Raw genomic sequence first — 20,549 nt, 5'->3', positions numbered from 1 at the left:
TGTGTCGGACGAAGGGCGGATCGTCGCCGCGCGCTACCGGCTTCTCGAGCGCATCGGCCGCGGCGGTATGGGCACGGTGTGGCGGGCCGAGGACGAGGAACTCGCCCGCCAAGTCGCCCTCAAGCGGCTCCACACGCCGCCGCACCTGTCCGACGCGGAGGTCACCACGCTGTACGAGCGCGTCCGCCGCGAGGCGCGCAGTGCCGCCCGGGTCGTGCACCCCAACGTGGTCGTCGTCCATGACGTCGTCGACGACGGCGGGCAGCCGTGCATCGTCATGGAGTACGTCCCTGCCGGCACCCTCGCCGACGTCCTCGACGGCGGCCGGACGCTGCCGCCCGAGGAGGCAGCACGCATCGGCCTCGGTGTGATCTCCGCGGTACGGGCCGCGCACGCGGCAGGCGTCCTGCACCGCGACATCAAACCCGGCAACGTCCTGCTCGGCCCCGACGGCCGGGTCGTCCTGACCGACTTCGGCATCGCGCAGACCGCCGGGACCTCGACGCTCACCCAGACCGGGGAGATGATCGGCTCCATCGACTTCATGGCCCCCGAGCGGATCCGCGGCCACAAGCCCGGCCCGGCCTCGGACCTGTGGTCGCTGGGCGCGACCCTGTACCAGGCGGTGGAGGGGCGTCCGCCGTACCGCCGCGACACCCCCATGGAGACCGCGTACGCCATCGCCGTCGACCCGCTGGAGCCGATGCGCAAGGCCGGTTCGCTCGAACCGCTCATCGACGCCCTGCTGTCGAAGGACCCCGAGGACCGGCCCACGGCGGAGCAGACGGAACGGGCGCTGCGGGCCACCTGGTCCACCGGCCCGCCGACGGTGCAGTCCGCCATCACCCCCGTGGTGGCGGCCGGCCCGCCGGGCGACGGCTCGACCACGCACCACACCCCCGCGGCGCCGCCGACCCCACCGGCGCCGACGGGCAGGAGCACACGCCGCCGCCGTCGCGGCCGGAGGCGCCGTGTCCTCGTACCGGTCCTGGCCGTCCTGGCCGCGGCCGCCACCGCCGTCACGCTCTACGTGTCCTCGCACCGATCCGGCCACGACGGAGCCGACCGCACCACGCCCACCCCGACCGTCTCGCCCTCGCCCGTCCCCGACGGCTACCACCTGGTCCGCGCCGAACAACTCGGCGTCTCCTTCCCCGTGCCGGACGGCTGGCAGCAGAAGAAGTCGAGCGACGACGAGGTCACCTACACCGACCCGACCGGCCTGGCCGGCATCACCATCGGCATGGTGGAGCCCGCCGGCTCGAACCCCGTCGGACACTTCAAGGACATCGAGGCCAACACCAAGGCCAACTACTCCATTTACCGCAGGCTGCGCATGCAGGAGACCACCTTCAGGGGGAAGCCTGCGGCGGTGTGGGAGTTCACCTTCCAGGGCCGGGCCCGCGCCTTCCGCGCCATCGACCTCGGCTACGGCACCGCGGGCGGCCGGGAGTACGACATCTATCTGTCGGCCCCGGAGGCCAAGTGGAGCACCTACCGTCCGGTCTTCGACCACGTCAGGGACGGGTTCACCGAAAAGCAGCGGTGACCGGGCGGGCCTTCGTGTGGGATGCCGAGCGTGCAGTGGCCGACGACGCCGTCGCCGGGCGGTCAGCCGTGCGCGCGGACGAAGACGGGCTTGAGGTGCTTCTCGGGCAGGGCGTCGGGGAGTTGCTCCCAGTCCAGGACGTGGGAGACGACCCGTGCGGGGTCGACGGTGCCGGAGGCGGCGAGCGCGAGGGCGTCGGGGATGTGGCCCCGGACGTTGTCGCGGGCGATGCGCAGCGTGACGCCGGTGAGATACATGTCCAGCAGCGGCAGCTCACCGGGACGGAAGTGATTGCCCGCGGACTCGCAAATACCCTCCGGCGCAAGGCACTTGACGGTCTGGGCGAGCTGGTCGACGCGGCCGGTGGCCTCCACCGCGATGTCGAAGCCGTGCCGGACGGGATCGAGGACCTCGGCCGTACGGGCGCCGAAGCTCTCGGCGAGCTTGCGGTGCTCCGGGTCGGGGTCGACGTACAGCACGTCGGAGGCGCCGAGCGCGCGGGCGATGTCGCACACGTACAGCCCGATGCTGCCGCGGGCGACCACCAGGACCCGGGCGCCGGGCCTGTCCTTGAGGTGCGGGGCGACCAGCCGCCACGACAGGGACCAGTTGTCGCTCGCCGAGGCCATCGAGACCGGGTCGAGACCGGCCGGCAGCGGTACGAGCATGACGTCCGCGTACGGCACCCGGACCAGGTCGGAGAAGAGGCCACCCCAACTGCCGCCGATCGGCGCGCCGTACATGGCCATGTGCGGTACCGCCGTGCAGTGGGCGGTCAGCCCGGCGCGGCAGTGGTCGCACGCGCCGCAGTTGATGGACCACGGGACGACCACCGGGTCGCCGGGGGTCACGGCGGTGACGGCGTCGCCGGTCTCGACGACCCGGGCCACGCACTCGTGGCCGAGCGGGAACGGCGGGTCCAGGAAGCCGTGCCCGGCCAGGATCGCCGAGTCGACGTCGCAGGAGGTGGCGGCCACCGGCGCCACGATCGCCTCCCTTTCGGACTGGACCCTGGGGTCGGGTACCTCGCGCCACTCCACCGAGTGCCGGGCGACGTAGGTCAGTTCACGCATCGGCCTGCTGCTCCTTCTGGCCCTTCGCGAGCGCGACGAGGTCGGCGTAGCGGATGACGGAACCGCCCGCGCCCCAGGTGCCGTCGGGCTGCTCGTTCACCAGCACCCACACGCGCAACGCGTCGTCGGACGACAGCCCGGCCGCCTCCAGCACCGTCTTCGTCGCGTCCTCGACGAGACCGGCCTTGCGCCGCTCGGACACCGCACCCTGCGGAACCGTCACGTCCACGAGGAAGCGGGGCGCGTCGTCCTCGGCGGTGGTCTGCGCCCCCTCGGGCAGCTCGACCAGATAGCTCCACGCCTGGGCGCGGAAGAACGCCGTGTCGGGCGCTCCCTCCCAGCGCAGCAGTACGGCGGCCAGGTCGCGCTGGACGGTCTTGCGGCCCTCCTCGCTCAGCGAACCGGACGGGGCGGTGAGCCGGATCATCGGCATGACGAGGTCCTCTCTCGCGTTCTGTCATGTTCCGAAAGGTCTATGACAGTCGTTATAAGTGGAGGTCACGCTAGACTATGACGGGCGTTATAGCCAGTGGGGTCCGGAGAGGGGGCACGGTCTTGGCCAAATCCAGCGCACCGTCGCGCGAGCGCATCGTGGCCGGCGCGGCCGACCTGATCAGCAGGCGCGGCCTGAACGCCACCAGCATCCGCGAGCTGGCCAAACACGCCAAGGCGCCGCTCGGCTCGACGTACCACTACTTCCCCGAGGGCAAGGGGCAGTTGGCGACCGAAGCGGTGCAGTACGCCGGCGGAGCGGTGGCCCGCATCCTGCGCAAGGAGCTCGACGCGGGCCCGGTCGCCGGCCTGCGCGCCTTCCTGGCCCTGTGGCGCGGCATCGTGGTCGAGAGCGACTTCCGGGCCGGCTGCCCGGTGCTGGCCGTCTCCGTCGAGGAGCCGCCGGCCGACGAGATCCCGCCGGCCCTCGCCGCCGCAGCCGAGGCGTTCGAGGAGTGGGAACGGCTGCTCGCCGAGGCTCTGCGGGGGCACGGCGTCGACGGCGATCAGGCTCCGGGACTCGCGGCGCTCATCGTGGCCTCCGTCGAGGGCGCCATCGCCATGTGCCGCGCGAAGCGCAGCATGCGGCCGCTGGACCAGGTGGCGCAGCAGCTGGAGGTGCTGATCGCCGGCGCGCTCGACGGTCAGGTCTGACGGGAAGGCTCGACGGCCCGGCCTGGCGGGGAGGCCTGTCGGACTCAGGCGCCGATCGCCGTGCGGATCGCCTTGGCCTTCTCCTCGGTGAACACGCCGCTCTCCAGGAGGGAGAGAATGGAGAGGACCCTGCCACCGGAACCCCAGCTGCCGTCGTCGATGACCCGGAAGGTGACCCACCAGGTCGGCGACGGCTCCGGCAGCCCGCAGGCTTCGGCCGCTGCCGCGAGGATGCGCTCGATGACCTCGGCCCTGACCTTCCGGCGGCAGTCGCCGTCCATGACCGCCACGTCGATCACCATCACGTCGGGTCCCTGACCGGCGTCCACCAGCAGGCGGCCGCCGATGGTCATCATGTCCGCCGCGCGCTCCACGAAGTGCACCTGGAATCCGCCCCGGGCGGTCGGCGCGAACCGGCCGACCTCGGGCACGAGCACCGCGTCCGTCCGTGTCTCGGCCGGTGTGCGGCGCCATTCGAGGCTCAGGCGTCCCCTGCGGGCCGACCTCGCCTCCGTAAATACCCCTGGGGGTACCCGTGCTACTGTCGATGACATACCCCGGGGGGTAATTCTCCAGAGGAAGGGAGCGCCTCGTGTTCTTCGTCGACACGATCGAAGTGGCCGGCCTCGGCAACCGGAGCTATCTGGCGGGCGGCGGGCTGACGGCCGTTGCGGTGGATCCGCCGCGCGACATCGACCAGGTGATCGCGGCGGCGGCGCGGCGGGGGGTGCGGATATCGCACGTGGTCGAGACGCACGTGCACAACGACTACGTCTCCGGCGGCCTGGAACTGGCACGCGTCACGGGCGCCGCCTATCTCGTCCCCGCCGGTGCCAGGGTCGCCTTCGAGCGGGTGCCGGTGCACGACGGGGACCGTATCGAGGTGGACGCCGACGGCGGGCTGGCTCTGCGCGCGTTGGCGACGCCCGGCCACACCCCGCACCACACCTCCTACGTGCTGGAGGAGGACGGAACGGCGGTCGCGGTGTTCACCGGCGGGTCGCTGCTCATCGGCACGGTCGGACGGCCCGACCTGGTCGAACCGCGGCTGACCGAGCGCCTCGCCCGCGCCCAGCACGCCTCCGCGCACCGTCTCGCAGCCGAACTGCCCGACGAGACGCCGGTTCTGCCCACCCACGGGTTCGGCAGCTTCTGCTCCTCGGCCCGGACCGAGGGCGTTGACACGACCATCGGCAGGGAGAAGGCGTACAACGAGGCGCTCACCCGGGATGTCGACACCTTCGTCAGTGACCTGCTGGCCGGCCTGGACGACATTCCCGCCTACTACGTGCACATGGGCCCGGCCAACGCCGCCGGACCTGCGCCCCTCGACCTCACCCCGCCCGCCGTCGCCGACGCCGACGAGATCGCTGCCCGGCTCGCGGCGGGGGAGTGGGTGGTGGACCTGCGCAACCGCGTGGCCTTCGCCGAAGGGCATGTCGCCGGCTCCTTCAACTTCGAGGCCGAGGGGCAGCTCGCCACCTACCTGGCCTGGCTCATCCCTTGGGGCAGGCCGCTGACCCTGCTGGCCGAGTCGGCCGCACAACTCCTCGCCGCCCAGCGCGAGTTGGCCCGGGTGGGCATCGACCGCCCGGCCGCCGCGGCCACGGGTGATCCGTCGGACTGGGTGCGCGCGGGCGAGGACCCGGTCTCCTTCCCGCGCGCCACGTTCGCCGATCTGGCGGACCGCCGGCGCGACGGGAGGGGGCACCTGGTGGTGCTCGACGTCCGGCGGGAGACCGAACACGCGGGCGGCTTCGTGGAGGGGGCGCTCCACATTCCCATCCATGCGCTGCACCGTCGGCTCGGCGAGATCCCCGACGGCCAGGTGTGGGTGCACTGCGCCGGCGGTATGCGCGCCGCCATCGCGGCCTCCCTGCTGCACGCCGCCGGCCGGGACGTCGTCGCCGTCGACGACACCTTCGACGCCGCGGAGAAGGCCGGACTGACCGTCCGGACCGCCTGAGCGGAGGCCGCTGTGAGCGAGCGAGTGCGAGTCGTGGGCCAAGTCGGCGGCCGAGTCGGCAGTCGAGGGAATGGCCGAGGGATCGGCCGGGAGATCGGTCAAGTGGGAGGGAGTGAACCATGCCGTTGAACCTGTTCAGGCGCGGACCCGGCAGGGTCGATGCGCGGCGGGCCGCGGAGCGCACCGGGCACGTGGACGGTGTCCCGGCGGAGCGGGATGCCGTACTGCTGGACGTCCGTGAGTCGTACGAGTGGCAGGCGGGGCACGCCCCGGGCGCGGTCCACGTCTCCCTGTCCGCGCTGGCGGCGGGCGCGGCACTGCCGCAGCGGGCAGCGGGCCGGCCCCTGGTCGTCATCTGCCGCTCGGGCAACCGTTCCCGGCAGGCGGCCGAACTGCTGGCCGCGCGGGGCGCCGACGCGGTGGACGTGATCGGCGGGATGCGCGACTGGGCCCGGCTGGGGCTGCCCGTGGTGGACCGGCACGGCGAGAGCGGAACGGTGGCGTGAGCGTTCTCGTACTCGCCCTGGTGTCCGGTGCCGTCATCGGTGTGGCACTCGGCGCGCTCGGAGGAGGCGGCAGCGTCCTGGCCGTCCCCGCTCTGATCTACCTGCTCGGCTTCACCCCGATCGCAGCCACCACTGCCAGCCTGGTCATCGTGGCCGTCACCACGGCCACCGCGCTGCCCGCGCACGCCAGGGACGGCCACGTCCGCTGGCACACCGGACTGCTGTTCGCGGCCGCGGGCATCGGGCCCGCCATGCTCGGCGGGCTGGTGGCGGCACGGTTGCCGGCGGCGGTGCTCACCGCGGCCTTCGGCCTGGTGGCGCTGGTTGCCGCGGTGCGCATGCTGCGCCTGCGGACCGGATCGGGCCATGCCGTACGAGCGGTACGGCCCGGCCGGGCGGCCGCGGCGGGGGCCGGGCTCGGGGCGGTCACCGGAGTCCTCGGTGTCGGCGGCGGCTTCCTCGCCGTACCGGCCCTGGTGAGTGTCCTCGGGCTGCGGATGCGAGCTGCGGTGGGGACGAGCCTGCTGGTCATCACCGTCAACTCGGTCGCCGCCCTGGCGCTGCGCGCGGGCACGGCCGACGGACTGGACTGGGCCGTGATCGGACCGTTCGCCGGGGCCGCGATCCTCGGCGCCTGGGACGGCAAACGCCTCGCCAGGAAGGTGTCGGGGCCGGCGCTTCAGCGGATCTTTGCCCTGGTGCTGCTGGGTGTGGCGGGCTTCATGCTGATCGGCTCGGCCGTGTGACGGCCGCCGCCGAGGAACCTCTCACACCAGTGAAGCGAGACGAGGGACCCCTCACGCCAGCGACAGGAACAGCTTCTCCAGACGGGCGCGCATCTGCTCGACGTCCTCGCCGTTCTTGCGGCCGGACTCCACATCGGTCAGGCACTGCTGCAGACCGGTGGCGATGATGGCGAAACCCGCCCGGTCCAGGGCCCGCGAGGCCGCGGCGAGCTGGGTGATGACGTCCTCGCAGTCACGCCCCTCCTCGATCATCCGGATCACACCGGCGATCTGGCCCTGAGCGCGACGCAGCCGGTTCAGCACCGCCTTCAGTTCCGCACCCGCGAGCTCCATGTCCACGACGACTCCTCCGTCAACGTATACCCCTAGGGGTACTGTACGTCCCGGTTCGGGACGGCGTCGAACCCCCGACGAACTCAGAGCGCATCACACACCATCGCAAACGATCACAAGGGATCCAACTGCCGTGACTGCTTCCCCCGTTCCCTCCGCCCTCGACACCGACCAGGTGCGCGGCCGGCTGCACCAGCTGACGGTCGTCGATGTGCGCACACCCGGCGAATACGCCTCCGGCCATCTGCCCGGCGCCCTCAACATTCCCCTCGATCAGGTCCGCCGCGCCCTGCCCGACATCCGGCAGGCCGCCGAACGCGGCGACGTCCTGGTCGTCTGTGCCTCCGGGGCCCGCTCCGAGAACGCCTGCAAGCTCCTTGCCGAGCAGGGCATCCCGACCGCGACGCTCACCGGCGGCACCGGCGCGTGGGCCGCCGCAGGGCACGACCTGCACCGGCCGCCTGCCCACCGGGCCCGGGCCGTCTGGGGCATGGAGCGCCAGGTGCGTTTCACCGCGGGCACGCTGGTACTCCTGGGGCTGGCACTCGGCCTCCTCGTGCACCCGGCGTTCCAGCTCGTCTCGGCGGCCATAGCGGGCGGCCTGGTCTTCTCCGCGCTCACCGACACCTGCGGTATGGCGGCCCTGCTCGGCAGACTCCCGCACAACCGGCCCCGCCCGGCCGACCTCGACGCCGCGCTTGCGGAACTGCGCAGCGGCTGACCCGTCCCCCGTGCCCCCATAAGGCAGGTCAGCAGGGGCGGCCGATGCGGACCCCACGAGGCGGAGCCGAGTGACAGCCGGCGGTTCGCCGACCCCCGAACCGCCGAAACCCCTTATGGGGAAGCCCTGTTGGGCAATCTCGCCGCCGCCGATACGGTCGGCTACCCGGCGTGCTGCACCGCCCTCGTGGCAGCGGCGCTGTCGACGCATCTCCTACGACCCGTGCCCGCACGGGTCCCCGCACGACCCGAACCGCGTGACGAGATCGCCCGGTCCTGGCGCCGCTGCCGGCTCGTCGCCACCGCGCAGCAACCTCTCCGTTAGTCTGACAGCGGAGGTGATCAAGTGACAGAAAATACAGGGGAGTTGAAGGAGGAGACGGAATCCACGACCGTCGTCGTGATCGGCGCGGGCCCGGCCGGGCTGACCGTCGCCAACCTGCTGCGGCGCAGCGGCATCGACTGCGTCGTCCTGGAACGCCGGAGCCGCGAGTACGTCGCGCAGCGCCAGCGGGCCGGCATCGTCGAAACCCGTGCCGTGCGGATGTTCGACTCCTGGGGGCTGGCCGACCGCGTCCTGGGCGGGATCCCGTACGACGGCATCCTGGAGATCCGGGTGGACGGCGAGAGCCACCTGGTGTCCGACAACGACGGCTCCGAAGGGCCCCGGGCCCGCCTGTGCCCCCAGCAGGTACTGGTCCAGAAGCTGACCGCCGCCTACCTCGCCGACGGCGGCGATCTGCGCTTCGAGGCCGCCGATGTCTCCCTGCACGACCTGACCGGCGAGAGCCCGACCGTCCGCTACCGCACCGCCGGCGGCACCCTTCGCACCATCGCGTGCGCCTTCGTCGCCGGCTGCGACGGTGACCACGGCGTCAGCCGCACCGCCGTCCCCGACGGCGCACTCACCGCGTACGCCCTGGACCACGGCATCGGCTGGCTCACCGTCCTCGCCGACGCCCCGCCCCCGGCCCACCCGCTCCTGGCCGTCAGCCCGCACGGCTTCGCCGCCCACTTCCCCCGCGGCCCGCAGACCAGCCGCTACTACCTCCAGTGCCCGCCCGGCGACCACCCCGACGCCTGGCCCGACACCCGCATCTGGGACGCCCTGCGCACCCGGCTCGCCGACCCCGCCCTCACCGCCGGCCCGATCACCGACCGCGAGACCTTCCGGCTCCGCAGCCTCGTCCACGACCCCATGCAGTACGGCCGCCTCTACCTCGTCGGCGACGCCGCCCACATCGTCTCGCCCATGGGCGGCAAGGGCATGAACCTTGCCCTCTACGACGCCGATGTCTTCGCCCGAGCCGTCCGGGACTCCGTCCGCGACCACAACGACAGCGCACTGCGCAGCTACTCGCAGCGCTGCCTGCGCCGCGTCTGGAACGACCAGGAATTCTCCCACTGGCTCACCCGCACACTCCACGACGCCGGCGACGACACCGACTCCGGCCCCTTCCACCGCAGCCTGGCCCGCGCCCGACTCGACCGCCTCCTCACCTCACCCACCGCGGCCCGCGCCTTCGCGGAACTCATGACGGGGCTGGACCTGGCCGAGTGAGCACCGAACCCGGAAGGCCGATCGATATCGGGTCGCGTGAGACGGCTGCGAGGCGGCACGCTGCTGCCATGGATCGCGCGGAGGTGCTGCTCATCGGAGGACGGGCCGGAGTCGGCAAGACGACGGTCGGGTGGGAGGTGTCGGCGCTGCTGCGGGCTGCGGCGGTCTCCCACGCGATCATCGACGGTGACTTCATGGGACAGATGCACCCGGCCCCGGAAGGGGATCCGCATCGCACGGAGATCACCGAGAGCAACCTGACCGCGGTATGGGCGAACTTCGCCCGGCGCGGCTGCCGCCGCCTGATCTACACGAACACCGCGAGTGTGCTGCCCGAGGCGGCGGGCATGTTCGAGCGCGCCATGGGGGCGGAGGTGCGGGCCGTACGGGTGCTGCTCACCGCCTCCGATGCCACCGCCCGAGAGCGGCTGGTACGCCGGGAACTCGGCTCGGAGCTGGAAAAGGAGCTGGAGGGCAGCGCCCGCAAGGCCCGGATCCTGGACCAGTGGGCTCCCGCGGAGGCGGTGCGCGTCGTGACGGACGGGCGGACCGTCGGGGACATCGCGCGCGAGGTGGTGGCCGTCACCGGCTGGGCGGGGCAACGGAGTTGACCCCGTCCGTGGACCGCCGACAACCGTTGAGCCGCGCCGTAGGGTGGCGCACATGAGCATCGACGATGTTGCGCTGCGTCCGGTGGCCGAGGACGACCTGCCCGTCATGGAACGGTTCCTCATCGACCCGGAGACCGCCGCGCCCTTCCAGTGGTTCGGCTGGTGGGACACCGGGCGCTGGCGGCGCCAGTGGGCCGAGAACGGCCTGCTCGGTGACGACGGAGGGCATCTGATGGTGGTACGCGGCGCGGAACGGCTGGGGTTCGTCGCCTGGCGGCAGGTCAGGCCCACCCGGACCACCGTCTACTGGAACATGGGCATCAACCTGCTGCCGGAGGCCCGCGGACGGGGCGTCGGGACCGAGGCGCAACGGCAGTTGGTCCGCTACCTCTTCGCGAACACAACGGCCCTACGGATCGAGGCGGACACCGAAGCGGACAACCTCGCTGAACAACGCGCCCTGGAAAAGGTCGGGTTCACCCGCGAGGGCACCCTGCGCAGCATCGCCTTCCGCGACGGGCAGTGGCGTGACGCCGTGCGCTACAGCATCCTGCGCGGCGACCTGGCCTGAGCACTTCGCTGTGGCAGCCCTCCTGGTGGGAACGGTCAGTGCCTGCCGGCTCGGGTCAGTGCGTCCTCGGCCTGGGCGGCCAGGGTGCCGACCAGATCGGCCGCGGACGGCAGGTCGTTGATGAGGTCGACGGCTTCGCCGGCCCACTGCGGCAGTGCCGGGATCGTGCCGCGTGCCACGGCTTCCTGGTACTCCTGCCGGGCCTGAGGGGCGGCAGCGAGTTCGTCCTCCCGGCCCCGCCAGCTGTCGAGGAAAGGGTGAGCGAGGGTGCGCGCCGTGTACTTCGCCGGCCATCGTGAGGCGCGGGCGATGTCCAGCACCCTGTTGCGCTCGGTGCCCTCGCCGCGCCCCTCGACGATCGCCCTTGCGGTCGCGGGGGCGACCAGCGCCTCGGCCGTGGCCTGGAAGCGGGTGCCCAGCAGTGCGCCGGCAGCTCCCAGGGCCAGGGCGGCCGCCACGCCGCGGCCGTCGGCGATCCCGCCCGCCGCCAGCACCGGCACCGGCGCCGCCAGATCCACCACGACGGGCACGAACGGCAGCGTGGACCGCCCGCATCGGGCACCGTGCCCACCCGCTTCGGTGCCCTGCGCCACGATCACATCGGCGCCCAGATCCACCGCCCGGCGGGCCTCCTCCAGGTCGGTGACCTGAATGATCAGCGCCGTGCCCGCGGCGCGGATGCGCTCCACGAAGGGGCTCGGGTCACCGAAGGACAACATCACCGCCGCCGGGCGGTGTTCCAGCGCCCGCACCACCGCATCGACGTCAATCGCCCACGTCTGAAAGCCGATGCCCCAAGGTTTTCCGCCAACTCCGTCGGCCGCGATGGGCAGTTCGCGGGCCAGCCACTCCTGGTCCCCGTTCCCGCTGCCCAGCAGCCCGAGCCCGCCGCCGCGTGAAACTGCCGCCGTCAGGGCGCCCCCGGCCGACCCGCCCATCGGGGCCAGGGCGATCGGATGCTCCACACCGAAAAGTTCCGTGAACGCCGTCGACAATCCCATGGCCGCAATTCTCCGGCGGCCCGCCGCGGTCGTGTGAGCAATTGCAAGAACAAGCCGGGAAAAAACAAGGGCAAAAAGGGCAAAAACAAAAGGCAAGGAGGACACTCACTCCTTGCCACTCTCAACTTATAGCGCACTGGGGGGCTTGCGGCAAGGCCCCGGTCGTGCCGCAGAATCGCAGGCCGAGGCCACAAGCTGCGGAAATGGGAGACTCACGAAGTGCATGCTCTGTCTGGTGACCCGACCCCCCTGACCACCAGTGCGTTCGACCTTCCCGACCGACTCGCCCCCAAGGCCGACCCGACGCTGATCGCCGGCGACGAGCAGCATTTCACGGCCATCGCGGAGAGCCTCGAGCAGACGATCGCCGAACTCTCCGACCGCCTCGACGCCGAGCTCAAGGGACCCGGCGGCATCGGCCGGCAGGCGATGGACCGGGACCTGGAGGTCCACCGGCTGACCGGCCGCCTGCGCACCCTGCGTCGCTTCGGACTGGACCTGTGCCTCGGGCACATCGTCAGCGACGACGACCCCGAGCCCGTGTACATCGGACGACTCGGCCTGACCGACAGCACGGGCCGTCGCCTGCTGCTCGACTGGCGCTCTCCCGCCGCCGAGCCGTTCTTCGCGGCGACCCACGCCAACCCGATGGGCCTGGCAAGCCGCCGCAGGTATCGCTGGACCCGCGGCCGCATCAGCGACTACTGGGATGAGGTGTTCACCGCCGACGGGCTCGAAGGGCACGCCGCGCTCGACGACCAGTCCGCCTTCATCGCCAGCCTGGGCAGCAACCGTTCGGCCCGGATGCGGGACGTGCTCGCCACCATCCAGGCCGACCAGGACGCCATCATCCGGGCGGGATCCCGGGGCGCTCTCGTCGTGGACGGCGGCCCGGGCACGGGCAAGACCGTCGTCGCCCTGCACCGCTCCGCCCACCTCCTCTACTCCGACCCCCGCCTCGGTCACCGCCGCGGCGGCGTACTGTTCGTCGGTCCGAGCCGGCCCTACCTGGGCTACGTCGCCGACGTGCTCCCCAGCCTCGGCGAGGAGGGTGTGCAGACCTGCATCCTGCGGGACCTCGTCGCCGAAGGAGCAGCGGCGACGACCGAGGACGACCCCGAGGTGGCCCGCCTGAAGTCGTCCGCGGACCTGGTGAAGGCGGTCGAGAAGGCCGTCAGGTTCTACGAGGAGCCGCCCACCGAGGGGATGACCGTCACGACCCACTGGTCCGACATCCCGCTCAGCGCCGCCGACTGGGCCCTGGCGTTCGAAGCGGCGGAACCCGGCACTCCGCACAACGACGCGCGCGAGCAGGTCTGGGAGGAACTGCTCACGATCCTGATGGACAAGCACGAGGGCGACGCCCCGCCCGCACTGCTCCGCAAGTCGCTGCTGCAGAACAGGGAGCTGCTCGCGGCCTTCAACCGCGGGTGGCCGCTGCTCGAAGCGGCCGACCTCGTCTCCGACCTGTGGTCGGTACCGGCCTACCTGAGGATGTGCGCTCCCTGGCTCGGCCGCGACGACGTGGCGCGGCTGCAGCGCGCGAACGCCCAGGCCTGGACGGTGTCCGACCTGCCGCTCCTCGACGCGGCACGGCAGCGGCTGGGCGATCCGCAGGCGGCGCGGCGCCAGCGTCGGCACAAGGCCTCTCTCGCCGCCGAGCGTGCGCGCCGGGCCGACGTCATCGACAGCCTGCTGCAGAACGTCGAGATCGACGAGAGCGAAGGCGCGGTGGGGATGCTGCACGGGCAGGACCTCCAGGACACCCTGGTCGACGAGACCGCGCTGCCCGGCATCGAACCGGACCTGCTCGCCGGCCCCTTCGCCCACGTCGTCGTGGACGAGGCCCAGGAGCTGACCGACGCGGAGTGGCAGATGCTGCTGCTGCGCTGCCCTTCCCGGAGCTTCACCATCGTCGGGGACCGCGCCCAGGCCAGGCACGGGTTCACGGAGTCGTGGCAGGAGCGGCTCGGGCGGATCGGGCTGGACCGGATCGAACTGGCCTCCCTGAGCATCAATTACCGGACACCGGAAGAGGTCATGACGGAGGCCGAGCCGGTCATCCGGGCCGTACTCCCGGACGCCAACGTACCGACCTCCATCCGCAGCAGCGGCATCCCCGTCGTACACGGCTCTGTCTCGGATCTGGACTCGGTCCTCGACACCTGGCTCGCCGCGCATGCCGAGGGGATCGCCTGCGTCATCGGCGACCCGACGTTCCGGGCGACGTCCCGCGTCCGGTCGTTGACCCCCGAGCTGTCGAAGGGCCTCGAGTTCGACCTGGTCGTCCTCGTCGACCCGGAGGCGTTCGGCACGGGCATCGAAGGAGCGGTCGACCGCTATGTCGCGATGACCCGGGCGACCCAGCAACTGGTCGTCCTGACGAACCCCTGACGTCGCGCCGCTGCCCGTGGCCACCCGCCCGGCCCGGCCACGGGCATGACCGTCAGCGGAGGACCACGGTGCGCCTGCTGATCCCGCTCACGTGTGGTTCCGCAACCTGGCCTGCCGCACGACACAGTGCAGCGCCGCCGGAGCACTACCGCACCAGGCACGGGCGCTTGTTGTCGAAGGTCCAGTCGGGGATGAGGTAGCGCATGCCGATCGCGTCGTCGCGGGCGCCCAGGGCCTTTTCGCGGTAGAGCTCGTGGGCGGCGAGGAGGCGGTCCCTGTCGAGCTGGATGCCGAGGCCGGGGGCGCGGGGGATCGCGATCTCGCCGCCGACGATGCGGGGCGGGGCGACCGTGAGGCGTTCCAGGCCCTCCTGCCAGATCCAGTGCGTGTCCAGGGCGTTGTACTCGCCGGGCGCCGCGGCGCCGCAGTGGGCGACCATGGCCAGGCTGATGTCGAAGTGGTTGTTGGAGTGGCAACCCCAGGTCAGGCCCATCGCGTTGCACAACTGGGCCACCCGCACCGAGCCCTGCATGGTCCAGAAGTGCGGGTCCGCGAGCGGGATGGACACCGACTGCAACGCGAGGGCGTGGGTCAGCTGGCGCCAGTCGGTGGCGATCATGTTGGTCGCCGTGGGCAGCCCGGTGGCCCGGCGGAACTCCGCGAGGATCTCGCGGCCCGAGTAGCCGTCCTCCGCACCGCACGGATCCTCGGCGTAGGCGAGGGTGCCGAGCAGAGGGGCGCACAGCTCGATCGCCTCGCGCAGGGACCAGGCGCCGTTGGGGTCCAGGGTGATCCGCGCCTGCGGGAAGCGGTCCTTCAGTGCCCGTACGGCCTTGACCTCCTCGGTGCCGTCCAGCACCCCGCCCTTCAGCTTGAAGTCGCGGAAACCGTAGTGGTCGTAGGTGGCCTCGGCCTGGCGGACGATCGCCTCGGGGGTGAGCGCCTCCTCGTGGCGGATGCGGTACCACTCCACGTCGGCGTCGGGTTCGCGGACGTAGTCGAGGTCCGTGCGGTCGGGATCGCCGACGTAGAAGAGATAGCCGAGGACGCGTACCGAGTCGCGCTGTTGGCCGTCGCCTAGCAGGGCCGCCACGGGGACGTCGAGGTGCTGGCCGAGGAGGTCGAGGAGGGCCGACTCGACGGCGGTGACCGCGTGGACGGTGGTGCGCAGGTCGAAGGTCTGCAGGCCGCGGCCGCCGGAGTCGCGGTCGCCGAACCGCTGCCCGATCTCGCGCAGGATCCGCTTGTAGTCACCGACGTTCGCGCCGACCACCAGGGATTCGGCGTCGCGCAGCGTCTGCGTGATCTTCTCGCCGCCCGGCACCTCGCCCAGGCCGGTGCGGCCCTCGGAGTCCGTCAGGACGACCACGTTGCGGGTGAAGTAGGGGCCGTGCGCACCGGAGAGGTTCAGCTCCATCGAGTCCCGGCCGGCGACCGGGTAGACGGCGAATGCGGTGACGGTGGGCTGGCTTCCGCTTGTCATGGAGTGGTTCCTTGAGGGGGAGGTGGTCAGATGCTGAGGGCGTCCAGGGCCCGTTCAACGGCGAGTACGCCGCCCAGGCCGAGGATCGCGAGCACGGTCGTGTACGTGGTGCGTGCCTTGATCGCGTCGAGGACCGACAGGTTGAAGTACTCCTTGAACATCCAGAAGCCCGGGTCGTTGACGTGGCTGAAGGCGATCGAGCCGCAGGAGACGGCCAGCACCATGAGCTCGGGGTGGACGCCGCTGCCCGCGACGAGCGGAGCGACAACCCCGGCGGCCGTGACGACCGCGACCGTCGCGGAGCCCAGCGCTATGCGCAGGATCGCTGCGATGAGCCAGGCCAGGATGATCGGCGAGATGCTCCAGCCCTCGGTGAAGTCCTTGATGTAGTCGGCGATCCCGCCCTCGACGAGGACCCCCTTGTAGGCGCCGCCGGCGCCGATGACCAGCAGGATCATCGCCATGGACTTGGCCGCCGACACACAGGACGCGCTCACCTCGTCCAGACTGCGGCCGATGCGCGGGCCGAAGGCCCACATCGCCAGGCAGAGGGTCAGCAGCAGGGCGACCGGGGCCGAGCCGATGAAGTCGACGGCGTGCAGGACGGGGTTGTCGTCGTCGGACACCGCCATGTCGGCCACGGCGGCCCCCGCGATCAGCACGATCGGGACCAGGGCGACGAACAGGGACCAGCCCATGCCCGGCAGCTCGTCCTCCTCGAACTCCCGCTCGGTGACCAGGCCTTGGGGGATCGTCGGGTCCATCCGCCGGACGAACGGCAGCCGCGGCCACACCAACGCGATGACGGCGCCGATCGGCACGGCGAAGAAGAGGCCGTAGAGGAGGGTGTGGCCGACCGACGCGTGGAAGGTGGCGGCGACGGCGGTGGGGCCGGGGTGGGGCGGCAGGAAGCTGTGCATCGTGGAGAGGGCGATCGACATCGGAAGGCCCACCCACAGCAGGTTCTTGCGGGTGACCCGGACGATGGTGAAGGCGACCGGCACGATGATGACGAAGGCGACCTCGTAGAACATCGTCACGCCGATGAGCATGGCGGTGACGACCATGGCGACCTGGACATAGCGCGGGCCGAAGGCGCCGACGAGCCGCCCGGCTATCCGCTGGGCTGCGCCCGAGTCGCCCATGACGCGGCCGAGCATGGCGCCGAGTCCGACGACGAGCATGGTGTCGCCGATCTGGTCGCCGACCCCCTGCCCGAGGACGTCACCGATCTTCGCGGCCGGAATCCCCTGGACCAGCGCCACCCCGACGGCCACCAGGAGCAGGGCGATGAGGCCGTTGAGCTTCAGTCTGGTCATGAGGAACAGCAGGACCAGCACGCTGATCGCTACGACGACAAGTGGCATGGATCAGTTCCCCTTTGAACTGTGCTTCGAGCTGTGCGCAGATGACGACCGCCGCCCGTCCGGCGAGCGGCGGTCGTGTGTCGTGAGGTGGGGGGTGGGGCGAGACGGCCGGTGCGCCGATGCTCAGCGACGAGCGGGGCGTGGCCGGGTGTGGTTCAGCGGGTGGCTCCGACCAGGGCCAGGCCCGACTCCAGGAGCTTCTCCAGCTCGGCGAGGTCCTGCGGGCCGGGGTCGGTGAGCGGGGCGCGGACCGGGCCGACCGGCATGCCGCGCAGCCGGGCCGCGGCCTTGACGAGGGAGACCGCGTAGCCCGGTACCCGGTCGCGCAGTTCGACCAGCGGGACGTAGAAGCCGCGCAGCAGGTCGTCGACGGTGCTGTCGTCACCGCTCTGGAGGGCGGCGAAGAACGCGTTCGCGATCTCGGGGGCGAAGGCGTGGACCGCCGAGGAGTAGGCGGGTACGCCGATGGTGGCGTAGGCGCGGGCCTGGATCTCCGCGGTGGCGGCGCCGTTGAAGAAGAGCAGGTGGTCGGGGGCGGTGAGGGTCAGGCGCTGGAGGCGGTCCAGGTCGCTGTGGCCGTCCTTGAGGCCGATGACCGTGGGGATCTCCGCGATGCGGCGCAGGCTCTCCACACCGAAGGCGACCTGGTCGCGCTGGTAGACGATGAGCGGGATGCCCGTGCCCGCGGCGATCCGGCGCACCTGCTCGACCAGGCCGTCCTGCGGGGCCTTGAGCAGGTAGTGGGGGAGCACCAGCGCGGCGTCCGCGCCGGCTTCCTCCGCGATCCGGGCGAAGCGCACCGCTTGGGCCCAGCCGTAGCCGATGCCGGCGACGACGGGTATGCGGCCGTCGGCCACCTCCACGGCGGCGGCTACGACCTGGCGGTACTCGTCCTCGTCCAGCGCGCTGAACTCGCCCGTGCCACAGGCGGGGAAGACCGCGCCGGGATCGGTGGCCAACTGGCCCGCCAGATAGGCGCGGTAGGCGTCCAGGTCGAGGCTTCCGTCGTCGGTGAAGCTGGTCAGCGGGAAGGACAGCACACCGCGTGCCATGCCGTCCCGCAGGCGTCGCGCGACGTCCTGGGCCGCCGTGTTCAGTGACATGAACTTGTCTCCATGTATATGGATGCTATCTACGTATGGGGATGGAGGTTAGGGTGATGCACATGGCTGGTCAATGGGTCGACGGCCGCGGATCATCCGATGCGGCAGCGTCGAAGGCCTCGGGTCGCCCGATGAAGCCCGATACGGCGGCTCAGGGCCGCGTGCCCACCTCGTGCACCGCCTGCGTCCATGCGCGGGCCTGCTCGCTGAGGGTGATGCCGAGGCCGGGGCGCGACGACAGGTGCATCCGGCCGTCGCTGATCCGCAGCCGCTCGTTGAACAGCGGCTCCAGCCAGTCGAAGTGCTCCACCCACGGCTCGTGCGGGTAGGCGGCGGCGAGGTGGAGGTGGATCTCCATGGCGAAATGGGGTGCGAGTTGCAGGTGCTGGTGTTCGGCGAACGCGGCCAGCTTGAGGAACTGCGTGATGCCGCCGATGCGGGGCGCGTCCGGCTGGATGACGTCCACCGCGTTGTGGCGCAGCAGTTCCTGGTGCTCGGCCACGCTCGCCAGCATCTCACCCGTCGCGATCGGCGTGTCCAGCGAGGCGGCGAGAGCAGCATGGCCCTGCGCGTCGTACGCGTCGAGCGGCTCCTCGATCCAGATCAGACCGAACTCCTCCAGGGCGCGCCCCATGCGCTGCGCGGTGGGCCGGTCCCACTGCTGGTTGGCGTCGACCATCAACGGCACGTCGTCGCCGAGGTGTTCGCGTACGGCGGTCACCCGGCGCAGGTCCGCCCTGCCGTCGGGCTGGCCGACCTTGAGCTTGATGCCGCCGATGCCGCCGGCCAGGGAGGCGGTGGCGTTCTGCAGGACCTGCTCGGTCGGGGTGTGCAGAAAGCCGCCGGAGGTGTTGTAGCAGCGCACGGAGTCGCGGTGGGCGCCGAGCAGCTTGGCCAGCGGCAGGCCGGCGCGCTTGGCCTTGAGGTCCCACAGGGCGATGTCGAAGGCGGCGACGGCCTGCGTGGCGAGACCGCTGCGGCCCACCGAGGCGCCCGCCCACACCAGCTTCGTCCAGATCTTTCCGATGTCGCTGGGGTCCTCGCCGAGCAGGACGGGGGCGATCTCCTTGGCATGTGCGAACTGGCCGGGGCCGCCCGCACGCTTGGCGTAGCTGAAGCCGATGCCCTCGTGGCCCTGCTCGGTGCCGACCTCGACGAAGAGGAAGGCGACCTCGGTCATGGGCTTCTGACGTCCAGTCAGCACCTTGGCGTCGCTCACGGGCGTGGCCAGCGGAAGGGCGATCGAGGACAGTCTGAGCCAGGAGATCCGGTCCAGTGTGGCCTCGCCCTGATTCGAAACCTGCGGCGTCGTGTTCGTCGTACTCACCACTCGAAGCTCCGGTGCCTTGGAGGGTTGGTTGCCCCTTGAAGCTAGGACGCCGGAGAATGCCCGTCCAACTCAAAATTTGCATGTGTTGATACCGGGAGAGCATCGTTGTTCACACTCACGCAGCTGACGAGTTTTGTGGCCGTGGCGGAGGAACTGCACTTCACACGCGCGGCACAGCGGCTCCGGATGACGCAGCCCCCGCTGAGCAGACAGATACGGCAGTTGGAGCACGACCTCGGGGCCCGGCTGCTCAACCGCACCAACAAATCAGTGCAGTTGACGCCCGCCGGCCGGGCCTTCCTGGTCGAGGCGCGCGGCATCCTGCGCCACTCCGAGCACGCGGCGCTCGCCGTCCGGCAGGTGTCGACGGGGGAGGCGGGCAGCGTCACCGTCGGGTCCACCGCAGCCGGTGCCCACTCCACGCTCGGCACCCTGCTGAGCACGGCCCGTGAGGCGATACCCCGCGCGGAGATCGTCCTGCGGGAGATGGTCACCCGGGACCAGCTCGCGGCGCTCGCCAACAACACCCTCGACCTCGGCCTCGTCCGGCCCTCGGTCACCGGCCCCGACCTGGTGTCCAGACCTGCAGTGAAGGAGCAGCTGGTTGCCGCGTTGCCGGCGGACCATGAGCTGACGGAACGTCAAGAGAGGCTCACTGTAAGGGATTTCGAGGGGCAGGAGCTGCTGATGTACTCACCCGTCGAGGCCCGCTACTTCCACGAACTGCTCATCAGCATCTTCAGGTCCGCCCACGTCACCCCCGTCTACTCCCAGTATCTGAGCCAGGTCCACAGCATCCTCGCCCTCGTCAATGCCGGCCTGGGCGTGGCCCTCGTCCCGGAGGCCGCGGCACGGCTGCGCTACCCCGAGGTCGTCTTCAGGCCGGTCGAACTGCCCACACCCGCGCCCGTGGAACTCGACCTGGTGTGGCGCAGCACCAACGACAACCCGGCCCTGCACGCGCTGCTCAGGTGTCTGCGGGAACGGATGCCTTAGAGGTCCTAACAGAAGCGGTTGATCATGTGACTGTTGGCTTGTCCGCTCGTTGGTCTGGTCGTGGGGAAACGTCAGTCGCGGCCCTGGATCGTG

At 71.3% G+C, this 20,549-nt stretch carries 20 protein-coding genes; 11 read left to right on the top strand and 9 right to left on the bottom strand.

Features of this window, described 5'->3' with window-relative positions; all coding sequences use genetic code 11:
• The first annotated feature begins 1 nt into the window (after position 1).
• A complete protein-coding gene (locus ACFY10_RS40465) occupies positions 2–1,549 on the top strand; it encodes a serine/threonine-protein kinase (protein ID WP_390670300.1) in 1,548 nt (515 codons plus the stop codon).
• Between the two features lie 62 nt (positions 1,550–1,611).
• On the opposite strand, the gene ACFY10_RS40460 is transcribed toward ACFY10_RS40465, so the two are convergent.
• Entirely contained in the window at positions 1,612–2,622 is a 1,011-nt protein-coding gene (locus tag ACFY10_RS40460) for a zinc-binding dehydrogenase (protein WP_390670299.1), read from the bottom strand.
• Entirely contained in the window at positions 2,615–3,055 is a 441-nt protein-coding gene (locus ACFY10_RS40455) for a 4-oxalocrotonate tautomerase family protein (protein WP_390670298.1), read from the bottom strand. The genes ACFY10_RS40460 and ACFY10_RS40455 overlap by 8 nt, the downstream gene beginning before the upstream one ends.
• A 122-nt stretch (positions 3,056–3,177) precedes the next feature.
• On the opposite strand from ACFY10_RS40455, the gene ACFY10_RS40450 reads away from it, so the two are divergent.
• On the top strand, positions 3,178–3,768 hold the full coding sequence (locus tag ACFY10_RS40450) for a TetR/AcrR family transcriptional regulator (RefSeq protein WP_390670297.1): 591 nt from the start codon (positions 3,178–3,180) through the stop codon (positions 3,766–3,768).
• Positions 3,769–3,812: 44 nt separating this feature from the next.
• Here ACFY10_RS40450 and ACFY10_RS40445 read toward each other — a convergent pair whose 3' ends face one another.
• On the bottom strand, positions 3,813–4,322 hold the full coding sequence (locus tag ACFY10_RS40445) for a tautomerase enzyme (RefSeq protein ID WP_390670296.1): 510 nt from the start codon (positions 4,320–4,322) through the stop codon (positions 3,813–3,815).
• A 38-nt stretch (positions 4,323–4,360) separates the two neighbouring features.
• On the opposite strand from ACFY10_RS40445, the gene ACFY10_RS40440 reads away from it, so the two are divergent.
• The 3 genes from ACFY10_RS40440 (at position 4,361) to ACFY10_RS40430 (ending at position 6,986) form a co-directional block, all read left to right on the top strand.
• On the top strand, positions 4,361–5,734 hold the full coding sequence (locus tag ACFY10_RS40440; RefSeq protein WP_390670295.1) for a rhodanese-like domain-containing protein: 1,374 nt from the start codon (positions 4,361–4,363) through the stop codon (positions 5,732–5,734).
• A gap of 119 nt (positions 5,735–5,853) precedes the next feature.
• Complete coding sequence (locus ACFY10_RS40435) at positions 5,854–6,240, top strand: rhodanese-like domain-containing protein (RefSeq protein ID WP_390670294.1); 387 nt, start codon at positions 5,854–5,856, stop codon at positions 6,238–6,240.
• Positions 6,237–6,986: a sulfite exporter TauE/SafE family protein gene (locus ACFY10_RS40430; RefSeq protein ID WP_390670293.1), complete on the top strand. Its 750-nt coding sequence runs from the start codon at positions 6,237–6,239 to the stop codon at positions 6,984–6,986. The genes ACFY10_RS40435 and ACFY10_RS40430 overlap by 4 nt, the downstream gene beginning before the upstream one ends.
• A gap of 51 nt (positions 6,987–7,037) precedes the next feature.
• Here ACFY10_RS40430 and ACFY10_RS40425 read toward each other — a convergent pair whose 3' ends face one another.
• Entirely contained in the window at positions 7,038–7,325 is a 288-nt protein-coding gene (locus ACFY10_RS40425; RefSeq protein WP_390670292.1) for a metal-sensitive transcriptional regulator, read from the bottom strand.
• A gap of 127 nt (positions 7,326–7,452) precedes the next feature.
• Here ACFY10_RS40425 and ACFY10_RS40420 point away from each other — a divergent pair, with 127 nt between their 5' ends.
• The 4 genes from ACFY10_RS40420 to ACFY10_RS40405 all read left to right on the top strand — a co-directional run bounded on the left by ACFY10_RS40420 (position 7,453) and on the right by ACFY10_RS40405 (position 10,782).
• Positions 7,453–8,040 (top strand): rhodanese-like domain-containing protein, encoded by a 588-nt coding sequence (locus tag ACFY10_RS40420; protein ID WP_390670291.1) that lies wholly within the window; start codon positions 7,453–7,455, stop codon positions 8,038–8,040.
• 345 nt (positions 8,041–8,385) lie between these two features.
• Entirely contained in the window at positions 8,386–9,600 is a 1,215-nt protein-coding gene (locus tag ACFY10_RS40415) for a 4-hydroxybenzoate 3-monooxygenase (RefSeq protein ID WP_390670290.1), read from the top strand.
• Positions 9,601–9,668: 68 nt separating this feature from the next.
• Complete coding sequence (locus ACFY10_RS40410) at positions 9,669–10,211, top strand: AAA family ATPase (protein ID WP_390670289.1); 543 nt, start codon at positions 9,669–9,671, stop codon at positions 10,209–10,211.
• 52 nt (positions 10,212–10,263) lie between these two features.
• Positions 10,264–10,782 carry a GNAT family N-acetyltransferase gene (locus tag ACFY10_RS40405; RefSeq protein WP_390670288.1) on the top strand — a complete coding sequence of 173 codons (519 nt, stop codon included), beginning with the start codon at positions 10,264–10,266 and terminating at the stop codon, positions 10,780–10,782.
• A 35-nt stretch (positions 10,783–10,817) separates the two neighbouring features.
• Here ACFY10_RS40405 and ACFY10_RS40400 read toward each other — a convergent pair whose 3' ends face one another.
• Complete coding sequence (locus tag ACFY10_RS40400; RefSeq protein ID WP_390670287.1) at positions 10,818–11,783, bottom strand: NAD(P)H-dependent flavin oxidoreductase; 966 nt, start codon at positions 11,781–11,783, stop codon at positions 10,818–10,820.
• Positions 11,784–12,002: 219 nt separating this feature from the next.
• On the opposite strand from ACFY10_RS40400, the gene helR reads away from it, so the two are divergent.
• Complete coding sequence (gene helR / locus ACFY10_RS40395) at positions 12,003–14,177, top strand: RNA polymerase recycling motor ATPase HelR (protein ID WP_390670286.1); 2,175 nt, start codon at positions 12,003–12,005, stop codon at positions 14,175–14,177.
• 145 nt (positions 14,178–14,322) lie between these two features.
• Here helR and ACFY10_RS40390 read toward each other — a convergent pair whose 3' ends face one another.
• The 4 genes from ACFY10_RS40390 to ACFY10_RS40375 all read right to left on the bottom strand — a co-directional run bounded on the left by ACFY10_RS40390 (position 14,323) and on the right by ACFY10_RS40375 (position 19,460).
• Positions 14,323–15,660, bottom strand: a complete 1,338-nt coding sequence (locus ACFY10_RS40390) for an enolase C-terminal domain-like protein (protein WP_390670285.1) — start codon at positions 15,658–15,660, stop codon at positions 14,323–14,325.
• Between the two features lie 26 nt (positions 15,661–15,686).
• A complete protein-coding gene (locus ACFY10_RS40385) occupies positions 15,687–17,027 on the bottom strand; it encodes a gluconate:H+ symporter (RefSeq protein ID WP_390670284.1) in 1,341 nt (446 codons plus the stop codon).
• A gap of 155 nt (positions 17,028–17,182) precedes the next feature.
• Positions 17,183–18,130 carry a 5-dehydro-4-deoxyglucarate dehydratase gene (locus ACFY10_RS40380; protein WP_390670283.1) on the bottom strand — a complete coding sequence of 316 codons (948 nt, stop codon included), beginning with the start codon at positions 18,128–18,130 and terminating at the stop codon, positions 17,183–17,185.
• Between the two features lie 151 nt (positions 18,131–18,281).
• Positions 18,282–19,460: a mandelate racemase/muconate lactonizing enzyme family protein gene (locus ACFY10_RS40375; RefSeq protein WP_390670282.1), complete on the bottom strand. Its 1,179-nt coding sequence runs from the start codon at positions 19,458–19,460 to the stop codon at positions 18,282–18,284.
• A gap of 105 nt (positions 19,461–19,565) precedes the next feature.
• Here ACFY10_RS40375 and ACFY10_RS40370 point away from each other — a divergent pair, with 105 nt between their 5' ends.
• On the top strand, positions 19,566–20,456 hold the full coding sequence (locus ACFY10_RS40370) for a LysR substrate-binding domain-containing protein (protein WP_390670281.1): 891 nt from the start codon (positions 19,566–19,568) through the stop codon (positions 20,454–20,456).
• Positions 20,457–20,549 lie beyond the last annotated feature (93 nt).

It is taken from the genome of Streptomyces sp. NPDC001401 (assembly GCF_042895385.1).
Lineage (GTDB): Bacteria > Actinomycetota > Actinomycetes > Streptomycetales > Streptomycetaceae > Streptomyces.
Note: the sequence above shows the minus strand (reverse complement) of the source record. Positions and strands in the feature narration are given on the sequence as shown.

What these genes read in the sequence shown, in the direction of transcription:
- ACFY10_RS40435 (WP_390670294.1), top strand. Translation starts at nt 5,854, where the DNA reads ATGCCGTTGAACCTGTTCAGGCGCGGACCCGGCAGGGTCGATGCGCGG.
- ACFY10_RS40380 (WP_390670283.1), bottom strand. Translation starts at nt 18,130, where the DNA reads ATGTCACTGAACACGGCGGCCCAGGACGTCGCGCGACGCCTGCGGGAC.
- ACFY10_RS40455 (WP_390670298.1), bottom strand. Translation starts at nt 3,055, where the DNA reads ATGCCGATGATCCGGCTCACCGCCCCGTCCGGTTCGCTGAGCGAGGAG.
- ACFY10_RS40385 (WP_390670284.1), bottom strand. Translation starts at nt 17,027, where the DNA reads ATGCCACTTGTCGTCGTAGCGATCAGCGTGCTGGTCCTGCTGTTCCTC.
- ACFY10_RS40390 (WP_390670285.1), bottom strand. Translation starts at nt 15,660, where the DNA reads ATGACAAGCGGAAGCCAGCCCACCGTCACCGCATTCGCCGTCTACCCG.
- ACFY10_RS40410 (WP_390670289.1), top strand. Translation starts at nt 9,669, where the DNA reads ATGGATCGCGCGGAGGTGCTGCTCATCGGAGGACGGGCCGGAGTCGGC.
- ACFY10_RS40460 (WP_390670299.1), bottom strand. Translation starts at nt 2,622, where the DNA reads ATGCGTGAACTGACCTACGTCGCCCGGCACTCGGTGGAGTGGCGCGAG.
- ACFY10_RS40405 (WP_390670288.1), top strand. Translation starts at nt 10,264, where the DNA reads ATGAGCATCGACGATGTTGCGCTGCGTCCGGTGGCCGAGGACGACCTG.
- ACFY10_RS40445 (WP_390670296.1), bottom strand. Translation starts at nt 4,322, where the DNA reads ATGTCATCGACAGTAGCACGGGTACCCCCAGGGGTATTTACGGAGGCG.
- ACFY10_RS40400 (WP_390670287.1), bottom strand. Translation starts at nt 11,783, where the DNA reads ATGGGATTGTCGACGGCGTTCACGGAACTTTTCGGTGTGGAGCATCCG.